Origin of the sequence: Lacibacter cauensis, from assembly GCF_007830055.1 — a bacterium.
In the GTDB taxonomy this organism is placed as follows: Bacteria; Bacteroidota; Bacteroidia; order Chitinophagales; family Chitinophagaceae; genus Lacibacter; species Lacibacter cauensis.
On the sequence record NZ_VLLE01000007.1, the window covers coordinates 242,139 to 267,795 of the forward strand.

The window sequence follows — 25,657 nt, forward strand, 5'->3', positions numbered from 1 at the left end:
AATGAAGTTTCTTTTTTCAACAGTGTGTTGCTTCCTCATTGCAGGAGTGTTTGCGCAAAATAAAAAGATCGATGTAAATGCCGTGATGCAGCAGTTCCCTGATGCAATGGCTGTATGGCTCGATCGTAAAACGGATATTGAACTTACCTGGAAAAACGGCGAAATAAAAGTTCAGCAGAAAGAGTTTGAAGACTTGCTGTTTACCAAGGATGAGTCTTCGAACTTCGCCGGATCGAACAGTGTGTACTTCAGCTATTTCTATAAACTGAAAAATTGGGATGCCTTTACGCTGTTGCCCGATGGTAAAAAAATTAAAGTAACCAACTCTACAACCAAAAGCCGCAGCAGCTTTGTTTTTTACGACGATTCAAAAGAAATTGAATTTTTGTATCCCGCCATCAGCAAAGGTGCAAGAGGCATTACCAATGTGGATTACGAATTAACCGATCCGCATCTGCTGTCGCCGTTTTATTTCGAAAACTATTTCCCCACAGCATCGGCAGCCATTGCTATCACCTACCCCGAAGAGCTGGAGTTGAACTATCTTGTGAAAGGCAACAAGGATATTGTACAGGTTAAAAAGGAAACGAAGAAAGGTAAAACCACACTCACGTTTGAAGCGCAGAATGTAGCACCGGTTAATTTCTATGGCGATGCACCTCCTTCCTCTTATTTTCTTACGCATGTGATCTTTTATATTCAAAAAGCAAAAACAACGCAGGGGGTAATGGCGCCTTATCTTGGTACAACAAAAGAGCTGGCAAAACATTACTATTCCAACATTGCCGATCTGGATATTGCAGGTGGTAAAGAAGTAAAAGAAGTTACCGATTCGCTCATCAAAGGACTGCGCACACAGGAAGAGAAAGCGAAAGCTATTTACAAGTTTGTACAACAGAGTGTACGTTACATTGCATTTGAAGAGGGGATGGGTGGCTTTGTTCCACGTAATCCTGAACTGGTTTGTACACGACGTTACGGCGATTGTAAAGATAAATCGGCTCTGCTGGTATCGATGTTGCGTTATGCAGGTTTAAAAGCTGAATTTACCTGGATCGGTTCACGTCAGTTGCCTTATCGTTATTCGGAAGTACCGTTACCGATTACCGACGATCATATGATTTGTGCACTGGAGTTAAACGGCAAAACCATTTTCCTCGATGCTACCGATTCGTACATTCCGTTCGAAACACCGGCATCGCATATACAGGGTAAAGAAGCATTTATCGTTTCAAGCCCCGATCAGTTTAAAATTATTACCGTGCCAACAGCAGAGCCCGGCTATTCGTTGTTCGACGATACCACTTACCTGCGCATTGAAAACAAACAGCTGAAAGGAAAAATTAAAATTCATACCACCGGTTACGAAACAAACGATCTGCTGCATCGCCTCGAATCCCGTACGGGTAAAGCACGGGAAGAGTATTTGCAGGCTTATTGTTACCGGGGCAATAATAAAGTAGCTATCAAGAATATAAAAGTGGAGATTGATACATTGGCACATCACGCAGTAATTACTGCCGATTTTGAGTTGCCTGATTATGCCAAGTTTTTAGGTAACGAAGTATACATCAACATGAACCTGTTGAAAATTTACACCGGTCAGGAAATTGATTTTCCGAAACGCAAGATTCCGATTGAGTACGATTTTAAATCGACCATGCGGCATGTGGTGGTGCTCGATCTTGCAGATGGATATAAAGTAAGCGAAATGCCGGCATTGAAGAACTACCAGAACGAAGTGTGGGGAGTGCAGCTCAGCAGTAAGCAGGCAGATGGAAAGTTGTATTACACACGTGAGTTCAGAAACAACAACCTGTATCTCTATCCCGATGCATTTGAAAAATGGAATAAGGTATTGGAAAACCTGTTTCCTGTTTACAAACAATCAACAGTGATATCAAAATAAAATTTACTCCATGAAAAAAATAACCCTGTTATCCTTCAGCCTTTTGCTTTTGCTGCAGGTGGTTGCACAAACTACGGTGAACTACAAAGGCTTTTCGCTTGCTGCCAATCCGGAACTGCACAAGCTTGCAAACGAGTTTACAACAGAGAGTGCTGTATTTGTGAAAGATGCACGCAAGCTGGAATTGGTGCCATCAGTTAAAGGCATCGATTTTTATACCAGCTATCATAAAATTATTCGTGTAAACGATGAAAAAGGGATTGAGAATTTCAACAAAATCTATATCCCCGTGAGCAGTTACATGGAGTTGGTGCAAATAAAAGCCAGAACCATTACACCGGGCAATAAAGTAATTGAAGTTACTCCCGACGCCATAAAAGATTATAAAGATGAAGATGGCGAGTATAAAATTTTTGCTGTTGACGGTATCAGCAAGGGCAGCGAAATTGAATACATGTATACGGTAAAACGTTCGCCTTTTTTCTTTGGAAAAGAAATTGTGCAGTCTCGTTTTCCGGTGCAGGAATCATCTGTTGAAATTGTGTCGCCTGCTACGATTAAATTCGAAGCAAAATCATTCAACAGTAAAACAGAACCGGCAGAAGAAGTTGATGAAGAAAAAAATCAACGGGTTATTCGCTTTACTGCCGCCAATGTGCCTTCGTATACCGATGAGAAGTATGCCAACGTTCGTCCCGGATTGATGCAGGTGCAATACAAATTATCGTACACACAAAACAGGGGCATGAATGTGCGCATGTTTACCTGGAACGAACTGGCAAAAGATGTGTACGAAACTTACAACCAGTTCAGCAAAAAGGAAAAAGAAGTGGCAAAGGATCTGTTGAAGAAGACAGAGATCAAATCGGCCACAACAGATGAGCAGAAAATAAAAGTGATTGAGAACTATGTAAAGAATAACATCAAAACAAGCGAAGATGTAGATGGCGAAGACTTTGAAGATTTCAATAAAATTCAGCGTAACAAAATTGCCACCAACAAAGCCATCAGCCGTTTAACCTGTGCCATGCTACAGGAAGCTGAAATAAAATACGAAGTGGTGGTAGCAGCAGACAGGGAAGAATATTTGATTGAACGCAGTTTCGAAAACTGGAATCATGCACAAAACCTGGTGTTGTATTTCCCGTCGGTAAAACAATACATCGCTCCTTCATCGTACCTGTTCCGTTATCCGTTTATTCCACCATCATGGGCGGGTACAAACGGTTTGTATTGTGTGCCGGTAGAAGTAGGCGAAATGAAATCGGCAATGGCAGAAGTAAAAGCTATTCCCATGATGGCAGCTTCAAGAAGTCATCACGACCTGGAAACCGAACTGAGTTTTAATAAAACAGGCGATACCGTTTTTGTCAATACAAAACACATTCATTCCGGTTATGATGCTGCGTATTACAAAGCACAATTTATTTTTCTGCCTCCTGATGAACAGAAAAAGTTTTTGAAAGAGATGGCGAAGAATTCAGGCAAAACCGAAAATATCATCAGCCATGAATTAAAAAACAAAGAACTCGAAATTACCGACGAGGATAAACCGTTTATTGTTGATCTGAAACTGGCTTCGGTTGATTTAATTGAAAGTGCCGGCAGTAAAATTCTGTTGAAAGTGGGCGAGTGCATCGGACCGCAGGTTGAAATGTACAACGAGCGTGAACGCCAGTTCGATATTGAAATTGATTTTCCGCATTTCCTCAACCGTAAAATCGTACTGAATATTCCTGAAGGGTATAAGGTGAAGAATCCCGATGATCTGAAATTTAATCTCAACTACAGCAACGGTTCAAAAACCACTATGGCCTTCATCAGCAACTGGAAACAGGAAGGCAATAAACTCATTATTGATATTACGGAACAATACTACCAGATCAAGTGGCCGAAAACCGATTACGACAACTTTGTAAAAATTATTAATGCAGCAGCCGATTTTAACAAAGTAGTGCTGGTACTCGAAAAGCAATAACAAACAATCATTCAGTTGAGAAATGCCCGGTTAAGACCTGGCATTTTTTGTTATGCATATCCAACAAAGCAGGTTATTTCTTAGCGAACAATTGATTTTTCCCCGAAATTTGCAACACTTTCAACCAATCAAAGTATGATAGATATAAAAGTTCCAACAGTAGGTGAGTCAATTAGTGAAGTAACGTTATTGAAATGGACGAAACCCAATGGCGCTTGGGTAGAAAGAGACGAGGTGATTGCGGAACTCGAAAGCGAAAAGGCAACCTTTGAAATTAACGCAGAACAGGCGGGTGTTTTAATTTATGGTGCGCAGGAAGGCGATACCTTAAAGGTTGGTGATATTGCCTGCCAGATTGATGAAACGGCTCCCAAGCCCGAAGGCGCTGCTGCTCCGGCTCCCGCTGCTGAAGCTCCTAAAAAAGAAGAAGTAAAATCAACAGCCCCGGTTACAGCTGTGGCTAACGATATTAAAGCTACGCCTGTAGCAGCTGCAATTATTGCCGATAAGAAAGTAGATCCGCAAAGTATTAAGCCATCGGGTACCGGCGGACGTATTTTAAAAGATGATGTGTTGAATGCGTTGTCGAACCCCGGTAAGCAGTCGTACAAAGGTGCAGAGCTCAACAGTCGCAACGTACGCAAGGAAAAGATGAGCAATCTGCGGAAGACCATCAGCCGTCGTTTGGTGGAGAGCAAGAACACCACTGCCATGCTCACTACGTTTAACGAAGTGGATATGGGTCGTATTATGGAAGTACGTTCCAAGTACAAAGACAAGTTTAAAGAACTGCATGGTGTAAACCTCGGCTTTATGAGCTTCTTTGCAAAAGCATGTGCCATTGCATTGGGCGAATGGCCTGCAGTAAATGCCTACATCGATGCGGAAGAAATTATTTACCACGATTATGCAGATATTTCCATTGCTGTTTCTACACCACGTGGGTTAACAGTGCCTGTTATGCGTAACGTAGAAAGCATGAGCATGGCCGATGTAGAGAAGAAGGTGGTAGAACTTGCAGGTAAGGCAAGAGATAACAAATTAACGATGGAAGAACTCACCGGTGGTACGTTTACCATTACCAATGGTGGCGTGTTTGGTTCGTTAATGAGTACGCCCATTATTAATTTACCACAGAGTGCAATTTTGGGTATGCACAAAATTCAGGAGCGCCCGATGGCTGTAAATGGCCAGGTGGTTGTTCGCCCCATGATGTACTTAGCATTAAGTTATGATCACCGCATTATAGATGGAAGAGAGAGTGTGAGCTTTTTGGTACGTGTTAAGGAATTGCTGGAAAATCCCGAGCTGTTACTGTTCGGAAAAGATCCGGTAAAGACACTGTTGGAAGTATAAAACACCTCGTAACTTCTAACGGTTACTTGCACATGAACGTTCTGCAATTTGCAGAACGTTTTTTTGTTACATCCTGATTGTATTTTCTTTTCTTTGTGTGCATGAGCCGTTACTATTCCTATATCAATTCTGCCCGGGAAATTATTGCGGCTTACAGCGGTGCAGAACCTTTTGCATCACATCTTAAAAAACAGTTTGCCGCTAACAAAAAGTTTGGCAGTAAAGACAGAAAGCAAATAGCACAGCTTTGTTACAGTTATTTCCGTTTAGGTAAATCGTTGCAGCAGTTTACAGTTGAAGAAAAATTATTGGCAGGTTTGTTCCTCTGTCATCGTTCTTCGAACGATTTGCTGCAGCATTTGAAACCGGAGTGGAATGATGTTATTGAAACTGCGTTTGAAAAGAAGTTGCAGCTATTGAACAATGAGGTACATGCTGCTGCTGTTTTTCCATTTACAGATGCATTGAGTGCAGGTATTGATGTGGAAGCATTTGCCTTGAGCCATCTGCAGCAACCCGATCTTTTTTTACGGATACGCCCGAGGCGAAAAGAAACGGTAGTGCATCAATTGAAAGCAGCCGATGTTCCATTTCAATTGCAGGGAGATGACACGGTAGTATTACCCAATACCACAAAGATCGAAGAACTCATTATGCTCAATAAAGATGCGGTGGTACAGGATTACAGTTCGCAACGGGTAGGAGTGTTGTTGAAAAATCTTCCACCTCAAACCTTCCACCCTAAACCTTCTGTTTGGGATTGCTGCGCCGCCAGCGGTGGTAAATCCATTATGGCAAAAGACATACTGGGCGATATTGATTTAACGGTGAGTGATGTGCGTGAAAGCATTCTTCTCAACTTAAAAAAACGCTTCGCTGAAGCAGGCATTAAACATTACAATAGTAAGGTGATTGATCTTTCCCATTCACCATTCACTATTCACTATTCACCATTCGATCTCATCATTGCCGATGTGCCCTGTTCGGGCTCCGGTACCTGGGGACGAACTCCTGAGCAACTATCGTTTTTTAAGCAAGAATCTATTGAAACATACAGTGCCCTGCAGAAAAAAATCTGTTTCAATGCAAGTACAAAATTGAAACCCGGCGGTTACTTCCTGTATATCACCTGTTCTGTTTTTAAAAAGGAAAACGAAGAAAATGTACAATGGCTGCAGGATGAATTAAAGTTGAATTTGTTGAAGCAGGAACTGTTGATTGGTTATACCCAAAAAGCCGATACCATGTTTGCGGCATTGCTGCAAAAGCCCGCATAGGTTATTGTTTGATAAACCCGTTTGTGCTGTAATGTTCCCCGTTTTTATACACGACTAAAAGATACTTACCGGCCGGTAAGGCATTTAGACGGATTTCTTTGGTTGCAGTGCCGGTTGGTTTATTGTACAATTCCTGTTGTACAATTCTTCCCTGTGCATTTACAAGCTGTAGTTGAAAGCTACCATTGCCTTGCTCTTTAAACTGTACAAACAATTTATCTGTAGTCACCGGGTTGGGGAAGAGTTTAATTTTTTCATTATTGCCTGCCGGGTCGTTGATGTTGGTGGTTGCACAACTGCTGCCCGCTGTTACCGAAACCGAATCAATAGCATACGCACGGTAGCCAACGGTATTGGTATCAATCACCTGTACAATACGGTATTGAATAATGCCGCTTACCTGCAGTGCATCGTTCACAGAATATTGCTGTGCCGAGAAAACGGTTCCTTTTGCAGCAATTGTTTGCAGAACGGAATAGCCTGTTTCACCGGGCAGCTTGCGTTCCAGCTTGTATTGCATTGATGCAATGTCTTTGCTGTTCCATTGAATGGTTGCCGTACAATTAGTAACACTGCTTGTTGCTGTAGAAAGTTCGGCAACAAGCAAACCCACGGCTGTTTTCATATCGGGCAAACCATAACCATATTGCGGTTGGGGCGAAGTGTATTTATCGCTGCTCTTATGCAGTGTGGTAATGATTTTCTGATTGTTGACTTCCGGAAATAATTGCCACAGGCAGGTAGCAAGTCCTGCCATATTCGGTGCAGAAAACGAAGTGCCATTACTTGTTCCGGGTGTCCCCGATGTTGTTGAAACGGTAGCACCTTGTCCTAATGAAACCACATCCGCTTTTACCTGTCCATCACTTGTTGGGCCAAAGCTGGAAAAAGCAGCAATCACATTACTACTGTTTACCGCACCAACGGCCAGTACACTATCAGCATCGGCCGGGGCTACTAAGTATTTCCATGTTTTATCACCTTCGTTACCGTTGCTGTTCACCACCAACATTCCTTTTTTGGCAGCCATGTCGGCATGTTTGCTTACGGTTGTGCTGTTGCCATTCATCTGCGCATAAGTATGATCATAAGCCGGGTTATCGAATTTGGTGTAGCCAACCGAAGAAGAAATCACATCCACACCTGCACTGTCTGCATATTCGGCACCCAGTGCCCAGTTAAACTCTTCAATGGGTTGTTCGGTAAAAACATCTTCGGTGCGTAAAAGGAAAAAAGAAGCATGGGGTGCAGAGCCTGTAAATGTTCCGGGCTTGTTGGCTGCAACGGTCGATAAACACTGCATGCCGTGCGCATTGTCTTCGTTAACACTCACTTCATTCAACACAAAATCTTTGGTTGCCAGAAAACGGTTTTGCAAACGCACACTGTCGAACAACGGATTGGTTAAGTAGCCAAAGAAACCACCATCTAAAAAAGCCATGTACATATTGCGGCCGGTAGCGCCGATGTTATGAAGGAAATCGCCATTGTGCATTTTTACCTGTGTGGCAGAAGCGCCATATTGCAACACATCTGCCGCCGGTTGTTGCGGACGTTGCGCAACAGGTAAAAGCGTAACAACCGGATTATTCTTTACCATCCTTCCGTTAAAAGCCGATCGTAAAGCAATGCTGTCTTTCGATTTTACAAAAGGAAAACTATTGATTTTGTTCAAGGCTGCAACATCTGTTGTCTGAATCATCACAGCATTGATCCAGCGTAAACGGCCAAGTATTGTAACTGCTCCGGCAGCACGGATACTGTCAACATACTTTTCAACAACAGGTAAATCAGTGCTGTCGATGACAATGTTGTAACGGGTCCTTCGTTCAATTGCCCGTGCAGATAAATAGGCCGAAGGTTGTGCAAGCGAATAACCCGTTTCGGATTTATTGTTGAAGTAAACAATGTATTTGCTCTGCTGACTTTTACTGCTTACTGCCAACAGCAGTAAACCAAAAAGTGTAAAGTAAAGCCGCAGGTAATTCATGCAAACACAATTCGGAATTAGTTTTTGTCGATCATCCACATTTTTATACCAAAGCCAATACGTACCGGGTTATAACTTAATACCGGTGGATTTCCGGTTGAACGTGGATTCGGTTGGTTTTCCCACAACACAAATTCTTTGTACACCAGTCCTACATTCTTTGCATATTTTTCCAGCGAAAGCTCACGAGATGCAAACGAAGTATCGGTTTTCATCGGCACATTTTCTGCCGAATCAATATGTAAAACGGTGGTTACATCGGGCAGGGTATTGGCGCCGATCTTTTCGCTGGCGTTTAATGTACCGTATTTAAATTCCCACAAATCCATATTGGCATCAATGCTCAAAGGGAAGTCGGGGTTATACGGACGGTCGGGCAAATACGAATTGCCTTTCCACAAAAAGCCTTCTTTTACCGGCAGCTTTAAACGCAGTACACGCAGATTGTTTTCGGTTACTTCCAGTCCTTTATCTACAGGGGTAATGGTATACGTGCCGTTTTGTACCCATGGGCCTACGCCTAATGAATCGGTAATGTAAGTGGCTACGATCCAGGTAGGGCGGTTTTGATTATCGGTCGATTGGCGTTCGATTAAATGTTTTACCCTGTAACGGTGAATTTCTTCTGCTTTACCTGCATTGGTAAATACAAGTGAGTCTAATCGATAAGTAATGTATTTTCCAACCTGGAGTGGAACGAGTTCTTCCAGTTTCATTGTTTCCAGTGTTTCGGTTTGTTTACAACTGAAGAGAAGCGTAAGCATACAAGCCGCTGCAAGGGTTGTTTTTCGAAAGAGAACGGTTTTACGACGATTGAATTTCATAAAGCTAAGTTAGTTAATGATTTCGGGTTTTGTATGTTGTTAAGAGCCAAAACCGCTGTTCTTCGCTGCACGAAAAAAGGTACGCACTGCGTACCTTAAAACGTGTTAACTGCAAAATCATTGTATTACAGGATGGGTTTCCGCATAATGATGCCGCCACCTACCACTTCGTCGCCTTCGTAAAACACAGCACTCTGGCCAGGGGCAATGCCTTTCGCATCTTCATAAAAACGAACGGTTACCGTTCCGTCTTCCTGCGGATAAAGATTGGCGAGTGTGCCTTTGTCTTTATAACGGATTTTGGCGGTTACTTCCATGCCAAGGGTAAGACGGTCGTATTTCAACAGGTTCAATTTACCCACCTGCATTTCCATCCGGTTCAGGTCTTCTTCATCGCCCAATACAACGGTGTTGGTTTCGGGTACGATCTCGGTTACGAAAACAGGTTTGCCAAACGTAATGTCTAAACCCTTGCGTTGACCAATGGTATAAAACGGATAGCCTTTATGCTGTCCTAATACTTTTCCGGTTTTATCAACAAAGTTGCCGCCATTTACTTTTTCTTCCAGACCATCTACACGGCGTTTCAAAAAGCCACGGTAATCGTTGTCGGGCACGAAGCAAATTTCATAACTCTCCGCTTTCTTGGCCAGTTCGGGGTAGCCATAGTCCAGCGCCATCTGGCGGATTTCTGTTTTACGGTAGTTACCTAAAGGCAGCAGCGTTCGGCTCAACAGGTCCTGCTCTAATCCCCACAATACATAACTCTGGTCTTTGGTTTCATCCTTTCCTTTACTGATGTAATAACGGCCATTTTCGTGCTGATGTATATTGGCATAATGCCCGGTAGCGATAAAATCGCAATTCATGGCATCGGCACGTTTCAACAAAGCACGCCACTTAATATGTGTATTACACAACACGCAGGGGTTGGGGGTACGGCCGGCCAGATATTCATCTACAAAATTGTTGATGACAAAATCGCCAAACTCATCCCGTATATCCAGAATATAATGGGGAAAGCCATGCTGCACTGCAGCAGCTCGTGCATCGTTAAAACTGTCGAGGTTGCAACAGCCGGTTTCCTTCTTGCCCTTTGCGCCTGTTCCACTGCTGGCATAATCCCATGTTTTCATGGTAATGCCCACTACTTCGTAACCCTCATGGTGCAACATGAGAGCCGTAACGGTACTGTCGATACCGCCACTCATTGCTACTAAAACTTTTCCTTTACGGCTCATGATAAATAATTTTCCTTGCTTTTTTACAAAGACAAGATGCAAAATTACAGGAAAACAGCGGTTGAAGAAGAAGCCGGTAAACTGTGGAATAAAATGTCAACTCTAGTTTTCGCTTATCCTGAAAAAATACCTACTTTGCCCGCTCGACAAATTATTACGCACTAAAAAATAAGCTATGATCAAGTTACAGGTTATCGGAAATTTAGGAAGGGATTGTGTTACCAACACAGTGAATGGAAAGAACGTGATGAATTTCACCGTTGCACACACAGAAAAATACAAAGACAGTACCGGCGCACAACGTGAAAAAACCATTTGGGTTGATTGCGCTTACTGGAGCGACCGTACAGGTATTGCACCTTATTTGAAAAAAGGAACACAGGTATATGTAGAAGGCGCACCGGAAGTGCGTACTTATCAAACGCAGGATGGAAAAAGCGGTGCGGCCTTATCAGTTCGTGTATCGAACATCCAGTTATTGGGCAGCCGTTCTTCCGATGGTAACAGCGGTGGCGGATACCAACAACAGGGGGGTGGTTACAGTGCACCGGCCCCTTCTATGGAACCGCCAATTGGAGGTGATGTGGCCGATGATTTGCCGTTTTAAAAATTGAGATAAAATGTTTAAAAGCCTCGTTTACAAATTGTAACGAGGCTTTTTTATAGTATGCCTTCGTCTGCAAAACTATAGTACCCTTCCTCACTTACGATGATGTGATCAATCACATTCATATCCAGCAAAACAGCTGCTTCTTTAATTTTCCGGGTAAGCAGTTCATCGGCACGGCTTGGTTTTAAACTACCGCTGGGGTGGTTATGACAAAGCACAATGTTAACGGCATTATGTTCCAAGGCTTTTTTTAAGATGATGCGGGGATCGGCTACAGTGCCCGTAATGCCGCCTTCGCTGATTACTTCCAGGTGATTGATCTTATTGGCCCTGTTGAGATAGGCGACTGCAAACACTTCGTGTAGCTTGTCCTGCAGCTGAGCCATGAAGAAATGTGCAATATCGGCACTCGTTTTTACGGTATTTTTAAGTGTTTCTACTGATTTTCTTCTGCGTCCAAGTTCCAGTGCTGCGGCTATTGTAACAGCCCGGGCTTCGCCAATACCATTGGTCTTCATCAATTCCTTGAGGCTTAACTTGGCTAATTCACTAATATCGTCTTTTGATTTGGTTAACAGTTCTTTAGCAACATCTACTGCCGATTTTTTTGAGGTTCCTGAGCCGATTAAAATGGCGATTAATTCGGAGTTACTGAGGGCGTCCGGACCTTTCAATAAGAGCTTTTCCCGGGGTCTGTCGTCCTGTGCCCATTGTTTAATGGTGGTTTTGGTGTCTTGCATGTTTCAAAATACCATCTTATTTTTAAATATCCAATTCACCGAAAAACCATCAGTGTATGCAAACTCATTCCAAAACTGCAGGTATGCGACTGCGATCATCTGTGCTGCTCATCGCAATTATCGGCAATCTTATCTTTTCGGTTGTGTTCGTATTATCTACCGGCGTTCATGTAGTGAAGTCGGGTAGCGCTGCGCAACAGACAGCAACAGCAGAAAAGGAGCCTGCCAAAGAGAAAGTACTGGTGCTGGCTCAAATTAATTAAGTATTGCCCGCAAGGCAATGAACAAAACCGGCGGATAGCTTATTCTGTTTTCAAAAAAAGTTGGACAACCGCCCAAAGTCCTGCAGTTGCTGCAGGACTTTTTTTATGTTGAAAAACGGTGACGAACCTTTCCTGAAAGTTGAGTTGAAGCGCTTATCTTCGCCGCAATTTTTATCCCCTTTACAAACAAAAATTCATGAATCCTTCTGCCAAGATATTCTCAGGCACAGCGTCGAAGTACCTTGCCGAGAAAATTGCAGCCAAATTTGGCGTTCCGCTAGGTCAGAGTATTACCCAAAAGTTCAGTGATGGAGAAATTCAGCCCATGTTCCAGGAGAGCATCCGGGGCGATATTGTTTTCCTCATCCAGAGTACCTTTTCACCTTCGGACAACATTTTGGAGTTACTGCTGATGATTGATGCTGCCAAACGGGCCTCAGCCTACAAAGTCATTCCGGTAATTCCTTATTATGGGTATGCCCGCCAGGACAGGAAGGATAAACCTCGTGTTGCCATCGGCTCAAAGCTTATTGCCAATATGCTGGAGGCAGCAGGTGCCGACCGTGTGATTACCATGGACCTCCATGCGGCACAGATCCAGGGTTACTTCGACATCCCGGTAGATCACCTGGAATCGTCTTCAATTTTCATTCCTTACATTGAAAGTTTAAAGCTGGAAAACCTTACCTTTGCGGCCCCCGACGTGGGTAGTGCCAACCGGATAAGGGAAATTGCCAGCTATTTTGAAGCCGAAATGGTGATTTGCGACAAGCATCGCAAACGTGCAAACGAAATAGCCAGCATGGTGGTGATTGGTGATGTAACAAACAGGGATGTGGTATTGATTGATGACATTTGCGATACCGGCGGCACACTGGTTAAGTCGGCAGCTCTTTTAAAAGAAAAAGGTGCAAGAAGTGTAAGAGCATTAATTACACATCCTGTATTAAGCGGTAAAGCATACGAGAATATCAATAACAGTGTGCTGGAAGAACTGGTGGTGTGCGATACCATTCCGCTGAAACAGGAAAGCAGCAAAATCAAAGTACTCAGCGTATCCGATCTGTTTGCTGTAGCACTGCGCAACGCTTTTGAAAATAAGAGCATTACCAGCCTGTTTATCCATTCGCAACGGAGAGATAAATAAGCTGCAAACAAGTAAACTTTTAAATTAGATAAACAATGAAGACAATTACTATCGAGGGTCACTTGAGGACCGAAAACGGGAAGAAAGCCGCCCGTCAACTTCGCTCTCAGGAAATGGTGCCTGGTGTAATTTACGGAGGCTCTGAAGAAATTAATTTCTACGCTCCTGCCAAAGCTTTTAAACCTTTGGTTTACACTCCCGATTTCCAGATTGCCGAAGTGAAAGTGGATGGCAAGAGCTACAAAACAATTTTGAAGGATCTGCAGTTCGACAAAGTAAAAGACAACTTAACACACGTTGATCTGCTGGAACTGGTTGAAGACAAAAAAGTAGTTGCAACCATTCCTTTGAAATTTGTTGGTTCTTCGAAAGGTGTAAAAGATGGTGGTAAACTGATTACCAAAATCAAATCAATCAAAATCAAAGCTTATCCAAAGTATCTGAAAGAAGCAATTGAAGTTGATCTTACACCATTGGAACTGAACGGTAACATTCGTGTAGAAGACATCAAAGCAGAAAACATGGAAGTAATGAACTCTCCACGTATTCCTGTGGCTTCTGTAGTGATGACCCGTCAGCTGAAGCAGGAAGAAGCAACAACGAAGAAATAAGCGTTACTGCTATACATTTAGAATCCCCCTTTATACGAGGGGGATTTTTATTTTCGTTCAGTGAACATTACAGAACTTTAGCAAGATGAAATTTTTGATTGTTGGATTGGGAAATATCGGAGCGGAGTATGCACATACCCGCCATAATATCGGTTTTGATGTGGTGGAAGCATTGGCGGCAAAACATGGTGTCGGCTTCCGAACCGACAGGCTGGCTGCCGTGGCAGAGTTTAAACTCAAGGGCAAACAAGTGATCCTTATTGAACCATCAACCTACATGAACCTGAGCGGTAAAGCAGTAAAGTACTGGATGGATAAAGAAAAAATACCTGCCGAACAGGTACTGGTGGTGGTAGATGAACTGGCTTTGCCCATCAGCAAACTTCGTTTACGGCCCGGCGGTAGTGATGCAGGCCATAACGGTTTAAAAAGTATCCAGGAGTTATTGCAAACTACGGCTTATCCAAGGTTACGCTTTGGTATCGGTAACGACTACCCGAAAGGAAGACAGGCCGAATTTGTACTGAGCAAATGGAGCCCTGCTGAACAGCCGGTGGTGCAGAAAAAAATTGAAGCCTGTGTGGAAGTTATTGAAAGCTTTGTGTTAACAGGTATTGAACGTACCATGAATCATGCAAACAAAATTGAAATAACCCTTTAAATTTCAATTTACAGATAGTACCTTCGTCGGTACACCACAATTCCTCCGGAGTTGCTTTAGAATCTCCTGTCCACTGAAACAACCATTACCTTAAACCAGATTCTGAACCAAAACAATCGAACCAATGAAAATCTTTTGCGTAGGGAGGAACTACGTTGATCATGCCAAAGAACTAGGAAATGATGTACCGGATGAGCCAGTGATTTTTCTGAAACCGAAAAGCGCATTCCTGCAGCCGCACATGCCTTTTTATTACCCCGAATTCACAAACGAACTGCATTACGAAGTGGAATTGGTGTTGCGTGTTTCAAAAAACGGTAAATACATCCAGGAGCGTCATGCATCGAAATACTATAATGCAATTACTGTTGGTATTGATTTTACTGCACGGGATATCCAGGCCGAGCTGAAGAAGAAGGGATTGCCTTGGGAAATTGCCAAAGCATGGGATAATTCTGCAGCAGTAGGCAAGTTCATCGATCTGAAACCCGGTCTGAACATCAACGATCTTAATTTCAGTCTGCAGAAGAATAAAGAAATTGTGCAGCAGGGAAATTCAAAAGACATGCTGTTTACCTTCGACCAAATCGTTTCGTATGTTTCCAATTTCTTTTCGCTCAATATTGGCGACCTCATTTTTACAGGTACACCGGCCGGAGTAGGCGAATGTGTGGTAGGCGATATCCTGGAAGCCTACATCGAAAAAGATGCGTTGCTGGAAGTGGAAGTCAAATAAATTGCAACTGAACTGTTTATACAAAGCCATTCTTTAACGGATGGCTTTTTTGTTGCTTACATCCGTTATTTTGCAGCATAATTGCCTGCACATGCTGAATGCTGAATTACTGTTAAAAACGTACCGCCTGATGAGTTATGCCCAACACATGGCGGCTACTTATGAAGCGAACCGGTCGATCTGCAAATATGTACATTCTACTTCCCGTGGTCATGAAGCCATACAGCTGGCAACGGCCTTTCAGTTAACCGCAGCCGATTGGGTAAGTCCTTATTACCGTGATGAAAGCATGTTGCTTGGTCTTGGATTTGAACCATACGAACTGATGTTGCAGTTACTGGCCAAGGCCGATGATCCTTTTACAGGAGGCCGTGAATATTATGCGCATCCCAACTACAAAGGCAACGATAAACCCAACATCATTCACCAAAGCAGCGCTACAGGTATGCAGGTTATTCCTACTACCGGTGTGGCACAAGGTTTAAAATACCTGCAAAGCCTCCCTAAATCCCTCCAAAGGAGGGACTTGTCATTCGCACAGAGCCAGCAAATAAGCGATGTTGAGAAAAAAGATACACTTGAACGGTCGGATGCTTTAATCCCCCCTTCGGGGGGAGGGGGGGCCGTGGTTGTTTGTTCATTAGGCGATGCCAGTATTACCGAGGGGGAAGTAAGCGAAGCGTTTCAGTTTGCCGTATTGAAAAAATTACCCATTATTTATTTAGTACAGGATAACAACTGGGGCATCAGTGTAAGTGCCGAAGAGGCAAGGGCGATGGATGCTTATGAATATGCCGGTGGTTTTCCGGGTATGCACCGCATCCGTTGCGATGGCAGCGATTTTACAGAAGCGTACGAAACCATGCAGCATGTGGTGGAACATGTACGCACACATGGAGAGCCTTACCTGGTACAGGCCTATGTGCCCTTACTCAACCATCATACCAGTGGTGTACGTAAAGAATTTTACCGTAGTGCAGAAGATCTTGACCAACACTTCAAAGACGATCCTTTTCCGAAGCTTCACCGGCTTTGCTTACAGTATGGCATAGCCGAAGATGTACTGCAACAGATCAATATCGAAGCCAGACAAAAAGTGGAGGATGATTTTGAACAGGCAGTTGCTGCACCTGAGCCCGATCCTGCAACCGTAACCGATCATGTGTTTGTGCCCACCCCGGTAACCGAAGAAACAGGCGATCGTTCACCTGCAGGAAAAGAAAAGATTGTGATGGTGGATGCTGCTTTGTTTGCCATTCGTGAACTGATGGAGGAGTATCCGGAAGCTGTGTTGTACGGACAGGATGTTGGCAGAAGACTGGGAGGTGTGTTTCGTGAAGCCGCTACACTTGCCGGTCAGTTTGGTGATCATCGGGTGTTTAATACAGCTATCCAGGAAGCCTATATTATCGGATCAACTGTTGGTATGAGTGCTGTTGGCGCAAAGCCAATTGTGGAAGTGCAGTTTGCCGATTATATCTATCCGGGTTTCAACCAGCTGGTTACAGAAATTTCCAAATCATCGTATCTCAGTTGCGGCAGGTTTCCTGTGCAAACATTGATTCGGGTGCCGATTGGTGCGTACGGTGGGGGAGGTCCTTATCATAGCGGCAGTGTTGAATCGACCTTACTCAGCATCAAAGGCATCAAGGTCGTGTATCCATCAAATGCGGCTGATATGAAAGGATTGCTGAAGGCTGCTTTTCTCGATCCCAATCCTGTGGTATTATTAGAGCACAAAGGATTGTACTGGAGTAAAGTGCCCGGTACCGAAGAAGCCAAAACAATTGAACCGTCCGGCGACTATATGATACCGCTAGGTAAAGGACGCATTGCGTTGGCGGCCGATGATGAGTTGATCGACGAGGGTGAGAGTTGCTGCATTGTTACTTATGGTATGGGTGTGTATTGGGCGATGGCTGCTGCCAAACAGTTTGATGGTGCTGTTGAAATTATTGATCTGCGTACATTGTATCCGTTGGATGAGGTATTGATTTTTGCCACAGTGAAAAAACACGGCAAATGTTTAGTGCTTACAGAAGAACAACAAAATAATTCCTTTGCAGAAGCATTGGCTTACCGTATAACCTACAACTGTTTTCAATGGCTGGATGCACCGGTGGAAGTAATGGGTGCCTTGAATGTGCCTGCAGTGCCACTGAATACGGGCCTGGAAGAAGCCATGCTGCCCAATGCTTCGAAAGTAAGGGAACGTTTATGGAAACTCTTTAATGCATAAAGCAACAACACAAGCTTGCTGCATGCGCTTTTCCTCTGCAGCAGATGTCTTGTTCGTTTAATTTTCTGTTTCTTTACAGCAATGGATCTTCTTGCACAATACACCCCCCTCAACTGGTTTTTTATTCTGCTGGCTGCCTTTATTATCGGTTTGGGTAAAGCCGGACTGAAGGGTGTGGATATGCTGTCGGTAACCATTATGGCACTGGTGTTTGGCGGTAAATCATCAACCGGTATTGTGTTGCCGTTGTTGTGTACGGCCGATATTGCTGCGGTGTATTACTATAACCGGCATGCGCAATGGAAGCATTTTTGGAAGCTGGTTCCCTGGATGGCCATTGGTATTTTGCTGGGTGTTTACCTTGGAAAAGATATGGATGAACGGTTGTTCCGTCAGCTGATGGCGGTAATTGTGGTGCTTACCATTGTGATTGTGTTGTGGATGGAGCTGCGTAAATCGACAAGGGTGCCTGAGAACTCTTTGTTTGCAGCAGGTACAGGACTCGCCGCAGGCTTTACCACGATGATGGGTAATCTTGCCGGTGCATTTGCCAACCTCTATTTCCTGGCCATGCGTTTACCCAAGAACGGGTTTATTGGTACGGCTGCCTGGTTGTTTTTGGTGATTAATTTCTTTAAGCTGCCTTTCCAGGTTTTTTACTGGAGGAATATTACTGCACACAGTTTACTAACCGATCTTGCATTATTGCCTGCACTGGCGTTGGGTTTTCTGCTGGGTATTCAACTCGTTAAGAAATTACAAGACAGCAGCTACCGCAAAGTTGTAATAGTGTTGACGTTGGCGGGTTCGGTGCTGATGTTGCTGAGGAAGTGATGATTGACATGCAGCCTCCATCCTTCGTCGCTAAAGGCAGGATACTCCCACTCTAAAGCGTAGATAAAGCGTACATAAAGCGTGTAAGGCCGATAAATCCGACAGGGGTTCACTATTGTAAAAAACAGTGCATCAGAACGCTGCACATCACTCGTAACCTTGAGAACACCGTTCGATTTTGTAAGTAAGAATAAAGCTTTCAGGAGATAATTAATGCATTTTGTTAGTAGCTGGTTTGCTTACAGAACTAGATCAACTAAATAAAAAAGTCCCGCAAAATGCGGGACTGATATATGTACCGGAGAGCAGACTTGAACTGCCGACCTTCGGGTTATGAATCCGATGCTCTAACCAGCTGAGCTACCCCGGCGTTTGGGGGTGCAAAAATAGAGAAACAGAGTTAATTGATGAAATCAATTTTCAATTCTTCCCGGATAAATTTTCAATGCTTCTTCCAAACAATTCATGGCACGGTCCAATGCTGCAGTATTCAGTACATACGCAAGACGTACTTCCTGTTTGCCTAAGCCCGGAGTACCATAAAAACCTGTTGCGGGAGCCAGCATGATGGTTTCGCCTTGATGCGAAAACGATTCGAGCAACCATTGACAGAAACGGTCAGAATCATCAATGGGTAGTTTGGCGATGGCATAAAACGCACCACCAGGGTTTGGGCAAATAACGCCGTGCATAGCGTTCAGTCTTTTTACCAGCAGGTTTCTGCGGCTTAAGTATTCGGCTTTTGGTGCTTCAAAGTAACTGTCGGGCAGGTCTATAGCTGCTTCACCCATAATCTGAGCCAAGCCGGGAGGACTTAATCTTGCCTGGGCAAATTTCATAGCTGCATCATACACCGCTTTGTTCTTTGTTACCAATGCCCCGATTCTTGCACCACAGGCGCTGTACCGTTTACTGATGGTATCCATCAACACAACATGTTCCTCCATGCCTTCTATATGCATGGCACTTACATATTCCCCATCGTAACAAAACTCACGGTAGGCCTCATCGCTGAAGAGATACAGATTATGCTTCAGACAAATGTCTTTCAGCTTGTACATTTCCTCTTTGCTGTATAAATAGCCAGTTGGATTATTGGGGCTGCAGATGATGATGGCCTTGGTTTTAGCGGTAATTACTTTTTCAAACTCTTCAATGGGGGGTAAGGCAAAACCGGTTTCAATCGTTGAAGTAATCGGCTTTACTGTAACACCTGCAGCACAGGCAAAGCCATTATAGTTGGCATAAAAGGGTTCGGGTACAATTACCTCATCGCCCGGGTTTAAACAGGTAAAGAAACCAAACAGGATTGCTTCGCTGCCACCTGTTGTAATCATAATCTGATCATAGGTTACATCAATACCCACTTTTTTGTAATACTGCACCAGTTTACGGCGGTAACTTTCATTACCTGCACTGTGGCTGTATTCCAGCACCCGTATATCGGCATGTTTTACTGCATCAATAATGGCAGGCGGTGTTTCAATATCGGGCTGGCCGATATTCAGATGATAAACTTTAGTGCCTTTTTTCTTAGCTGCTTCTGCAAACGGAACTAATTTACGGATAGGGGAGGCCGGCATTTCCTCACCACGTTTACTGATCGATAACATAGAAGGCAAAGATAAGGGAGCGACTTACATTTATTAGTATCGGTACAAAAGATGCTTTGTGTTTGTTGTGAAGGGAAAAACCGCAGAACTTTTTTTCTTCTGAAAATGCAGTGTTTTCAAGGCTTTCAGAAGAAGGACAAAAACTAATTTAAAAATACTTTTAAAAAGCTTTGGATTGAAAGGTGTTAACTCCTTACCTTTGCAACCCGCAAGACAAAAGCGGTAGTTCTTTATGAGGTTAGAGGGTGTGATATTCAATGAGTTAGTTAGGAGATATCTTAAAAAATAAATTGAAAAAAGTTTGGTTAGAATAAGCGAGGCCCTTACCTTTGCACTCCGTTCGAAAAACGGGTAGAAAGAAAAACAAAAGATCTTTGAAAGAATGGAAGCAACAGCAACGTTTTATGAAAATAGAACGGGTAAATTTTAAGCGTAATAAAATTCGATTTTGAACTGTTAATTCTTGAGAATTAATAGTCAGTATCAAACTTCATTTACAATGGAGAGTTTGATCCTGGCTCAGGATGAACGCTAGCGGCAGGCTTAATACATGCAAGTCGAGGGGCAGCAGCTTTGTAGCAATACAGGGGCTGGCGACCGGCAAACGGGTGCGGAACACGTACGCAACCTTCCTTTAACTGGGAGATAGCCCACCGAAAGGTGGATTAATATCCCATAGTATATTTGAGTGGCATCACTTAGATATTAAAGCTCCGGCGGTTAAAGATGGGCGTGCGTCTGATTAGGTAGTTGGCGGGGTAACGGCCCACCAAGCCCACGATCAGTAGCTGATGTGAGAGCATGATCAGCCACACGGGCACTGAGACACGGGCCCGACTCCTACGGGAGGCAGCAGTAAGGAATATTGGTCAATGGACGCAAGTCTGAACCAGCCATGCCGCGTGGAGGATGAAGGCCCTCTGGGTTGTAAACTTCTTTTCTTTGGGACGAAACCCCTGTTTCTACGGGGACTGACGGTACCAGAGGAATAAGCACCGGCTAACTCCGTGCCAGCAGCCGCGGTAATACGGAGGGTGCAAGCGTTATCCGGATTCACTGGGTTTAAAGGGAGCGTAGGTGGGCTTTTAAGTCAGTGGTGAAATCTTTGGGCTTAACCCGAAAACTGCCATTGATACTATTAGTCTTGAATTCTCTGGAGGTAAGCGGAATATGTCATGTAGCGGTGAAATGCTTAGATATGACATAGAACACCCATTGCGAAGGCAGCTTACTACGGAGACATTGACACTGAGGCTCGAAAGCGTGGGGATCAAACAGGATTAGATACCCTGGTAGTCCACGCCCTAAACGATGATTACTCGACATTAGCGATATTACAGTTAGTGTCTAAGCGAAAGCATTAAGTAATCCACCTGGGAAGTACGACCGCAAGGTTGAAACTCAAAGGAATTGGCGGGGGTCCGCACAAGTGGTGGAGCATGTGGTTTAATTCGATGATACGCGAGGAACCTTACCTGGGCTAGAATGCTGGGAGACCGCAGGTGAAAGCCTGTTTTGTAGCAATACACTGCCAGTAAGGTGCTGCATGGCTGTCGTCAGCTCGTGCCGTGAGGTGTTGGGTTAAGTCCCGCAACGAGCGCAACCCCTATCTTTAGTTGCCATCAGGTAATGCTGGGAACTCTAAAGAAACTGCCGTCGTAAGACGTGAGGAAGGAGGGGATGATGTCAAGTCATCATGGCCTTTATGCCCAGGGCTACACACGTGCTACAATGGGGGGGACAAAGGGCTGCCACTTAGCGATAAGGAGCTAATCCCAAAAACCCTCTCTCAGTTCAGATTGGAGTCTGCAACTCGACTCCATGAAGCTGGAATCACTAGTAATCGTATATCAGCAATGATACGGTGAATACGTTCCCGGACCTTGCACACACCGCCCGTCAAGCCATGGAAGCTGGGTGTACCTAAAGTCGGTAACCGCAAGGAGCCGCCTAGGGTAAAACTAGTGACTGGGGCTAAGTCGTAACAAGGTAGCCGTACCGGAAGGTGCGGCTGGAATACCTCCTTTTTAGAGCATGCTTAGATTTACATGCTGTTGCTTTTCCACTTTCAAGAAATAAGTTCTTATAAATGGTTAGTTGGCCAGTTGCTATGGATTGTTGAGGCCACTAGGCTAAAGATTAAATAGATCCGTAGCTCAGCCTGGTTAGAGCACTACACTGATAATGTAGGGGTCCCCAGTTCAAATCTGGGCGGGTCTACAAATAACCTCGGGGGGTTAGCTCAGTTGGCTAGAGCATCTGCCTTGCACGCAGAGGGTCATCGGTTCGACTCCGATATCCTCCACGAAAATTAGTTCTTTACTTCTTTGATAATGGCTTAAGGCCTGTCGGTTCGTAACCGTGTTATCAAACATAATTCTTACTCCCCTTTAGGGGATGGGGGTTAAAGTTCTTTGACATATTGGGATGTAACAAGTTGTAATTGTTTAGTAAGGCGATTTAAGTATAATAACTCTTTTAAAGCGAATAAGGGCGCATGGTGGATGCCTTGGGTCTGAGAGGCGAAGAAGGACGTGGTAAGCTGCGATAAGCTTCGGGGAGCTGCACACAAGCATTATATCCGAAGATTTCCGAATGGGACAACCCAGCACACTGAAGGTGTGTTATCCGAAAGGAAGCCAACCTCCTGAACTGAAACATCTAAGTAGGGAGAGGAAAAGAAAATAACAATGATTCCCTGAGTAGTGGCGAGCGAAACGGGAAGAGCCCAAACTTAAGCGGCGTGCCGCTTAGGGGTTGTAGGACTGCATTTAGAAAATCTCATCAAATTGAACCTTCTGGAAAGTTGGGCCATAGCAGGTGATAGCCCTGTAGATAGAAATTGAGATGGACGAGCAGTATCCTGAGTAAGGCGGGACCGGAGGAATCCTGCCTGAATCTGCCGGCACCATCCGGTAAGGCTAAATACTCCTCAGACACCGATAGTGAACCAGTACCGTAAGGGAAAGGTGAAAAGTACCCCGAAACAGGGGAGTGAAATAGTACCTGAAACCGTGCGCCTACAAGCGGTCGGAGTCCAGCAATGGATGACGGCGTGCCTTTTGCATAATGATCCTACGAGTTACTCCTCACTGGCGAGGTTAAGTTCTTCAGTAACGGAGCCGAAGCGAAAGCGAGTCCGAACAGGGCGCTTAGTCAGTGGGGGTAGACGCGAAACTTTGTGATCTATCCATGGGCAGGTTGAAGTTCTGGTAACACAGAATGGAGGACCGAACTCATTAACGTTGAAAAGTTATGGGATGACCTGTGGATAGGGGTGAAAGGCCAATCAAACTGAGAGATAGCTCGTTCTCCCCGAAATGTTTTTAGGAACAGCCTCGGATTTAAGAAGTGTATAAGAGGTAGAGCTACTGATTGGGCTAGGGGGCTTCACCGCCTACCAAACCCTGACAAACTCCGAATGCTTATACATATCTCCGGGAGTGAGGCTGCGGGCGCTAAGGTCCGTGGCCGAGAGGGAAATAACCCAGATTAGCAACTAAGGTCCCTAATACGTAGTTAAGTTGAACAAACGAGGTGAGACTTCTATAACAGCCAGGATGTTTGCTTGGAAGCAGCAATTCATTTAAAGAGTGCGTAACAGCTCACTGGTCGAGAGGTCTTGCACGGAAAATGATCGGGCATCAAACTACGAACCGAAGTTCTAAAATTGTACTTGTACAATTGGTAGGGGAGCATTGAAATCTGCTGCGAAGGTGTCTGGTGATGGATGCTGGAGCGATTTCAAAAGAAAATGTAGGAATGAGTAGCGATAAAAGTAGTGAAAAACTACTTCGCCGTAAGTCCAAGGTTTCCTGATCAATGTTAATCAGATCAGGGTTAGTCGGGTCCTTAGGGAAAGCCGAAAGGCGCACCTGATGGCAAGTTGGTTAATATTCCAACACTTGTTTATGTTTCGATGGGGTGACGGGGTAGTGAAAGATCCGCCTGGTTACGGAATACCAGGTTAAAGCGTGTAGATATATTTTTTGCAGGTAAATCCGCAAGAGATGTCGAACGTGATAGTACCGCAAAGCTTCGGCAGCGTGGATAGTGATCCTAATCAGACCTCCGAGAAAAACCTCTAAGGCTAGGCATAAACAACCCGTACCGTAAACCGACACAGGTGGACGGGATGAATATTCTCAGGCGCTCGGGTGAGCCGTGGAGAAGGAACTAGGCAAATTGACGCTGTAACTTCGGGATAAAGCGTACCATCTTCGGATGGTCTCAGTAAAATGGTTCAACCAACTGTTTAGCAAAAACACAGGGCCCTGCAAAATCGAAAGATGACGTATAGAGCCTGATACCTGCCCGGTGCTGGAAGGTTAAGGAAGGATGTTCGGCGCAAGCCAAAGCTTCTGACTGAAGCCCCAGTAAACGGCGGCCGTAACTATAACGGTCCTAAGGTAGCGAAATTCCTTGTCGGGTAAGTTCCGACCTGCACGAATGGTCTAATGAGTTGAACACTGTCTCCTCCACGAGCCCGGTGAAATTGTAGTATCGGTGAAGATGCCGGTTACCCGCCACGGGACGGAAAGACCCCGTGAACCTTCACTACAACTTTGCATTGATTTTGAATTACGGATGTGTAGCATAGTTGGGACGCTTTGAAGCAGCTGCGCCAGCAGTTGTGGAGCGGTCGTTGAAATACCAACCTTCTTTGATTTAGAATCTAAACCCTGACGGGTGACAGTGCATGGTGGGTAGTTTGACTGGGGTGGTCGCCTCCTAAAAAGTAACGGAGGCTCGCAAAGGTACCCTCAGTACGGTTGGTAATCGTACGTAGAGCGCATTAGTATAAGGGTGCTTGACTGTGAGACATACAGGTCGAGCAGGAGCGAAAGCTGGCTAAAGTGATCCGGCGGTTCTGCATGGAAGGGCCGTCGCTCAAAGGATAAAAGGTACTCCGGGGATAACAGGCTGATCTCCCCCAAGAGCTCATATCGACGGGGAGGTTTGGCACCTCGATGTCGGTTCGTCACATCCTGGGGCTGGAGAAGGTCCCAAGGGTTCGGCTGTTCGCCGATTAAAGTGGCACGTGAACTGGGTTCAGAACGTCGCAAGACAGTTCGGTCCCTATCTGTGGTGGGCGTTAGTAAATTGAGTAGGCATGACCTTAGTACGAGAGGACCGGGTCGTACGTACCGCTGGTGTATCTGTTGTGCCGCCAGGTGCAGTGCAGAGTAGCTATGTACGGAAAGGATAAACGCTGAAAGCATCTAAGCGTGAAACCTTCTACAAGATGAGTTTACTTTTAAGGGCCGTCAAAGACGATGACGTTGATAGGCTACAGATGTAAAACTGGTAACAGTAAAGTCGAGTAGTACTAATTACCCGTAAGCTTTAATTTTTTTTAATTGCCAACTGCAATTACAACTTTTCCCAATATGATCTTATTTAAGAGTTTATGGTGGTTTTTCCGAGGGTGTTCACCTCTTCCCATACCGAACAGAGAAGTTAAGCCCCTCATGGCCGATGGTACTGCACTACAATGCGGGAGAGTAGGTAGCTGCCATATTTATTCTAAACCCCTTCAATATCATGAAGGGGTTTTTTTATGTACCTATATCAGCCCTCAGTACAGACCTTGCTAACCTATCCCTAAAAATTGGTTGAATGCGGCGT

General features: G+C 44.5%; 17 protein-coding genes, 3 tRNA genes and 3 rRNA genes. 17 read left to right on the forward strand and 6 right to left on the reverse strand.

The genetic code is table 11. From position 1 onward, the window contains the following. The first annotated feature begins 1 nt into the window (after position 1). From IQ13_RS20300 to IQ13_RS20315, 4 genes are all read left to right on the forward strand, one after another. The gene (locus IQ13_RS20300; RefSeq protein ID WP_144888578.1) at positions 2-1,909 is read left to right on the forward strand and encodes a transglutaminase-like domain-containing protein; all 1,908 of its coding nucleotides are present in this window, start codon (positions 2-4) and stop codon (positions 1,907-1,909) included. A 10-nt stretch (positions 1,910-1,919) separates the two neighbouring features. Next, the gene (locus IQ13_RS20305) at positions 1,920-3,887 is read left to right on the forward strand and encodes a DUF3857 domain-containing protein (RefSeq protein ID WP_144888579.1); all 1,968 of its coding nucleotides are present in this window, start codon (positions 1,920-1,922) and stop codon (positions 3,885-3,887) included. 135 nt (positions 3,888-4,022) lie between these two features. After that, positions 4,023-5,243 (forward strand): 2-oxoglutarate dehydrogenase complex dihydrolipoyllysine-residue succinyltransferase, encoded by a 1,221-nt coding sequence (odhB, locus tag IQ13_RS20310; RefSeq protein WP_144888580.1) that lies wholly within the window; start codon positions 4,023-4,025, stop codon positions 5,241-5,243. Positions 5,244-5,344: 101 nt separating this feature from the next. Next, the gene (locus IQ13_RS20315; protein ID WP_144888581.1) at positions 5,345-6,520 is read left to right on the forward strand and encodes an RsmB/NOP family class I SAM-dependent RNA methyltransferase; all 1,176 of its coding nucleotides are present in this window, start codon (positions 5,345-5,347) and stop codon (positions 6,518-6,520) included. Between the two features lies 1 nt (position 6,521). On the opposite strand, the gene IQ13_RS20320 is transcribed toward IQ13_RS20315, so the two are convergent. From IQ13_RS20320 to mnmA, 3 genes are all read right to left on the reverse strand, one after another. Then, the gene (locus IQ13_RS20320; RefSeq protein WP_144888582.1) at positions 6,522-8,510 is read right to left on the reverse strand and encodes a S8 family peptidase; all 1,989 of its coding nucleotides are present in this window, start codon (positions 8,508-8,510) and stop codon (positions 6,522-6,524) included. Positions 8,511-8,527: 17 nt separating this feature from the next. Further along, a complete protein-coding gene (locus IQ13_RS20325; RefSeq protein ID WP_144888583.1) occupies positions 8,528-9,334 on the reverse strand; it encodes a hypothetical protein in 807 nt (268 codons plus the stop codon). Positions 9,335-9,459: 125 nt separating this feature from the next. After that, entirely contained in the window at positions 9,460-10,575 is a 1,116-nt protein-coding gene (mnmA, locus tag IQ13_RS20330; RefSeq protein WP_144888584.1) for a tRNA 2-thiouridine(34) synthase MnmA, read from the reverse strand. Positions 10,576-10,750: 175 nt separating this feature from the next. On the opposite strand from mnmA, the gene IQ13_RS20335 reads away from it, so the two are divergent. After that, positions 10,751-11,182, forward strand: a complete 432-nt coding sequence (locus tag IQ13_RS20335; protein WP_144888585.1) for a single-stranded DNA-binding protein — start codon at positions 10,751-10,753, stop codon at positions 11,180-11,182. 53 nt (positions 11,183-11,235) lie between these two features. On the opposite strand, the gene radC is transcribed toward IQ13_RS20335, so the two are convergent. Continuing rightward, positions 11,236-11,925: a RadC family protein gene (radC, locus tag IQ13_RS20340; RefSeq protein WP_144888586.1), complete on the reverse strand. Its 690-nt coding sequence runs from the start codon at positions 11,923-11,925 to the stop codon at positions 11,236-11,238. Between the two features lie 56 nt (positions 11,926-11,981). Between radC and IQ13_RS20345 the strand changes: the two genes are divergently transcribed. From IQ13_RS20345 to IQ13_RS20375, 7 genes are all read left to right on the forward strand, one after another. Beyond that, a complete protein-coding gene (locus IQ13_RS20345) occupies positions 11,982-12,188 on the forward strand; it encodes a hypothetical protein (protein ID WP_144888587.1) in 207 nt (68 codons plus the stop codon). Positions 12,189-12,384: 196 nt separating this feature from the next. Continuing rightward, complete coding sequence (locus IQ13_RS20350; protein ID WP_144888588.1) at positions 12,385-13,335, forward strand: ribose-phosphate pyrophosphokinase; 951 nt, start codon at positions 12,385-12,387, stop codon at positions 13,333-13,335. Positions 13,336-13,370: 35 nt separating this feature from the next. Then, positions 13,371-13,946, forward strand: a complete 576-nt coding sequence (locus IQ13_RS20355) for a 50S ribosomal protein L25 (protein WP_144888589.1) — start codon at positions 13,371-13,373, stop codon at positions 13,944-13,946. 85 nt (positions 13,947-14,031) lie between these two features. Beyond that, complete coding sequence (gene pth / locus IQ13_RS20360) at positions 14,032-14,607, forward strand: aminoacyl-tRNA hydrolase (RefSeq protein ID WP_144888590.1); 576 nt, start codon at positions 14,032-14,034, stop codon at positions 14,605-14,607. Between the two features lie 124 nt (positions 14,608-14,731). Beyond that, positions 14,732-15,343 carry a fumarylacetoacetate hydrolase family protein gene (locus IQ13_RS20365; RefSeq protein ID WP_144888591.1) on the forward strand — a complete coding sequence of 204 codons (612 nt, stop codon included), beginning with the start codon at positions 14,732-14,734 and terminating at the stop codon, positions 15,341-15,343. Positions 15,344-15,434: 91 nt separating this feature from the next. Continuing rightward, entirely contained in the window at positions 15,435-17,582 is a 2,148-nt protein-coding gene (locus IQ13_RS20370; protein ID WP_199758324.1) for an alpha-ketoacid dehydrogenase subunit alpha/beta, read from the forward strand. 81 nt (positions 17,583-17,663) lie between these two features. Beyond that, entirely contained in the window at positions 17,664-18,416 is a 753-nt protein-coding gene (locus IQ13_RS20375) for a sulfite exporter TauE/SafE family protein (protein WP_144888592.1), read from the forward strand. A gap of 296 nt (positions 18,417-18,712) precedes the next feature. Here IQ13_RS20375 and IQ13_RS20380 read toward each other — a convergent pair. Further along, positions 18,713-18,786, reverse strand: a tRNA-Met gene (locus tag IQ13_RS20380). 43 nt (positions 18,787-18,829) lie between these two features. Beyond that, positions 18,830-20,029, reverse strand: a complete 1,200-nt coding sequence (locus IQ13_RS20385) for a pyridoxal phosphate-dependent aminotransferase (RefSeq protein ID WP_144888593.1) — start codon at positions 20,027-20,029, stop codon at positions 18,830-18,832. A gap of 496 nt (positions 20,030-20,525) precedes the next feature. Here IQ13_RS20385 and IQ13_RS20390 point away from each other — a divergent pair. The 5 genes from IQ13_RS20390 (at position 20,526) to rrf (ending at position 25,550) form a co-directional block, all read left to right on the forward strand. Further along, a 16S ribosomal RNA gene (locus IQ13_RS20390) occupies positions 20,526-22,056 on the forward strand. A gap of 118 nt (positions 22,057-22,174) precedes the next feature. After that, positions 22,175-22,249: transfer RNA gene (locus tag IQ13_RS20395), tRNA-Ile, on the forward strand. Between the two features lie 11 nt (positions 22,250-22,260). Beyond that, a tRNA-Ala gene (locus IQ13_RS20400) sits at positions 22,261-22,334 on the forward strand. A 172-nt stretch (positions 22,335-22,506) separates the two neighbouring features. Next, positions 22,507-25,382: ribosomal RNA gene (locus tag IQ13_RS20405) — 23S ribosomal RNA — on the forward strand. Positions 25,383-25,438: 56 nt separating this feature from the next. Further along, positions 25,439-25,550: ribosomal RNA gene (gene rrf / locus IQ13_RS20410) — 5S ribosomal RNA — on the forward strand. The 16S, 23S and 5S rRNA genes sit together here with 2 tRNA genes alongside, the layout of an rRNA operon. Positions 25,551-25,657: the final 107 nt, after the last annotated feature.

Coding starts and splice junctions, on each gene's coding strand:
- IQ13_RS20300 (WP_144888578.1), top strand. CDS start 2: ATGAAGTTTCTTTTTTCAACAGTGTGTTGCTTCCTCATTGCAGGAGTG.
- IQ13_RS20305 (WP_144888579.1), top strand. CDS start 1,920: ATGAAAAAAATAACCCTGTTATCCTTCAGCCTTTTGCTTTTGCTGCAG.
- odhB (WP_144888580.1), top strand. CDS start 4,023: ATGATAGATATAAAAGTTCCAACAGTAGGTGAGTCAATTAGTGAAGTA.
- IQ13_RS20315 (WP_144888581.1), top strand. CDS start 5,345: ATGAGCCGTTACTATTCCTATATCAATTCTGCCCGGGAAATTATTGCG.
- IQ13_RS20320 (WP_144888582.1), bottom strand. CDS start 8,510: ATGAATTACCTGCGGCTTTACTTTACACTTTTTGGTTTACTGCTGTTG.
- IQ13_RS20325 (WP_144888583.1), bottom strand. CDS start 9,334: ATGAAATTCAATCGTCGTAAAACCGTTCTCTTTCGAAAAACAACCCTT.
- mnmA (WP_144888584.1), bottom strand. CDS start 10,575: ATGAGCCGTAAAGGAAAAGTTTTAGTAGCAATGAGTGGCGGTATCGAC.
- IQ13_RS20335 (WP_144888585.1), top strand. CDS start 10,751: ATGATCAAGTTACAGGTTATCGGAAATTTAGGAAGGGATTGTGTTACC.
- radC (WP_144888586.1), bottom strand. CDS start 11,925: ATGCAAGACACCAAAACCACCATTAAACAATGGGCACAGGACGACAGA.
- IQ13_RS20345 (WP_144888587.1), top strand. CDS start 11,982: ATGCAAACTCATTCCAAAACTGCAGGTATGCGACTGCGATCATCTGTG.
- IQ13_RS20350 (WP_144888588.1), top strand. CDS start 12,385: ATGAATCCTTCTGCCAAGATATTCTCAGGCACAGCGTCGAAGTACCTT.
- IQ13_RS20355 (WP_144888589.1), top strand. CDS start 13,371: ATGAAGACAATTACTATCGAGGGTCACTTGAGGACCGAAAACGGGAAG.
- pth (WP_144888590.1), top strand. CDS start 14,032: ATGAAATTTTTGATTGTTGGATTGGGAAATATCGGAGCGGAGTATGCA.
- IQ13_RS20365 (WP_144888591.1), top strand. CDS start 14,732: ATGAAAATCTTTTGCGTAGGGAGGAACTACGTTGATCATGCCAAAGAA.
- IQ13_RS20370 (WP_199758324.1), top strand. CDS start 15,435: ATGCTGAATGCTGAATTACTGTTAAAAACGTACCGCCTGATGAGTTAT.
- IQ13_RS20375 (WP_144888592.1), top strand. CDS start 17,664: ATGGATCTTCTTGCACAATACACCCCCCTCAACTGGTTTTTTATTCTG.
- IQ13_RS20385 (WP_144888593.1), bottom strand. CDS start 20,029: ATGTTATCGATCAGTAAACGTGGTGAGGAAATGCCGGCCTCCCCTATC.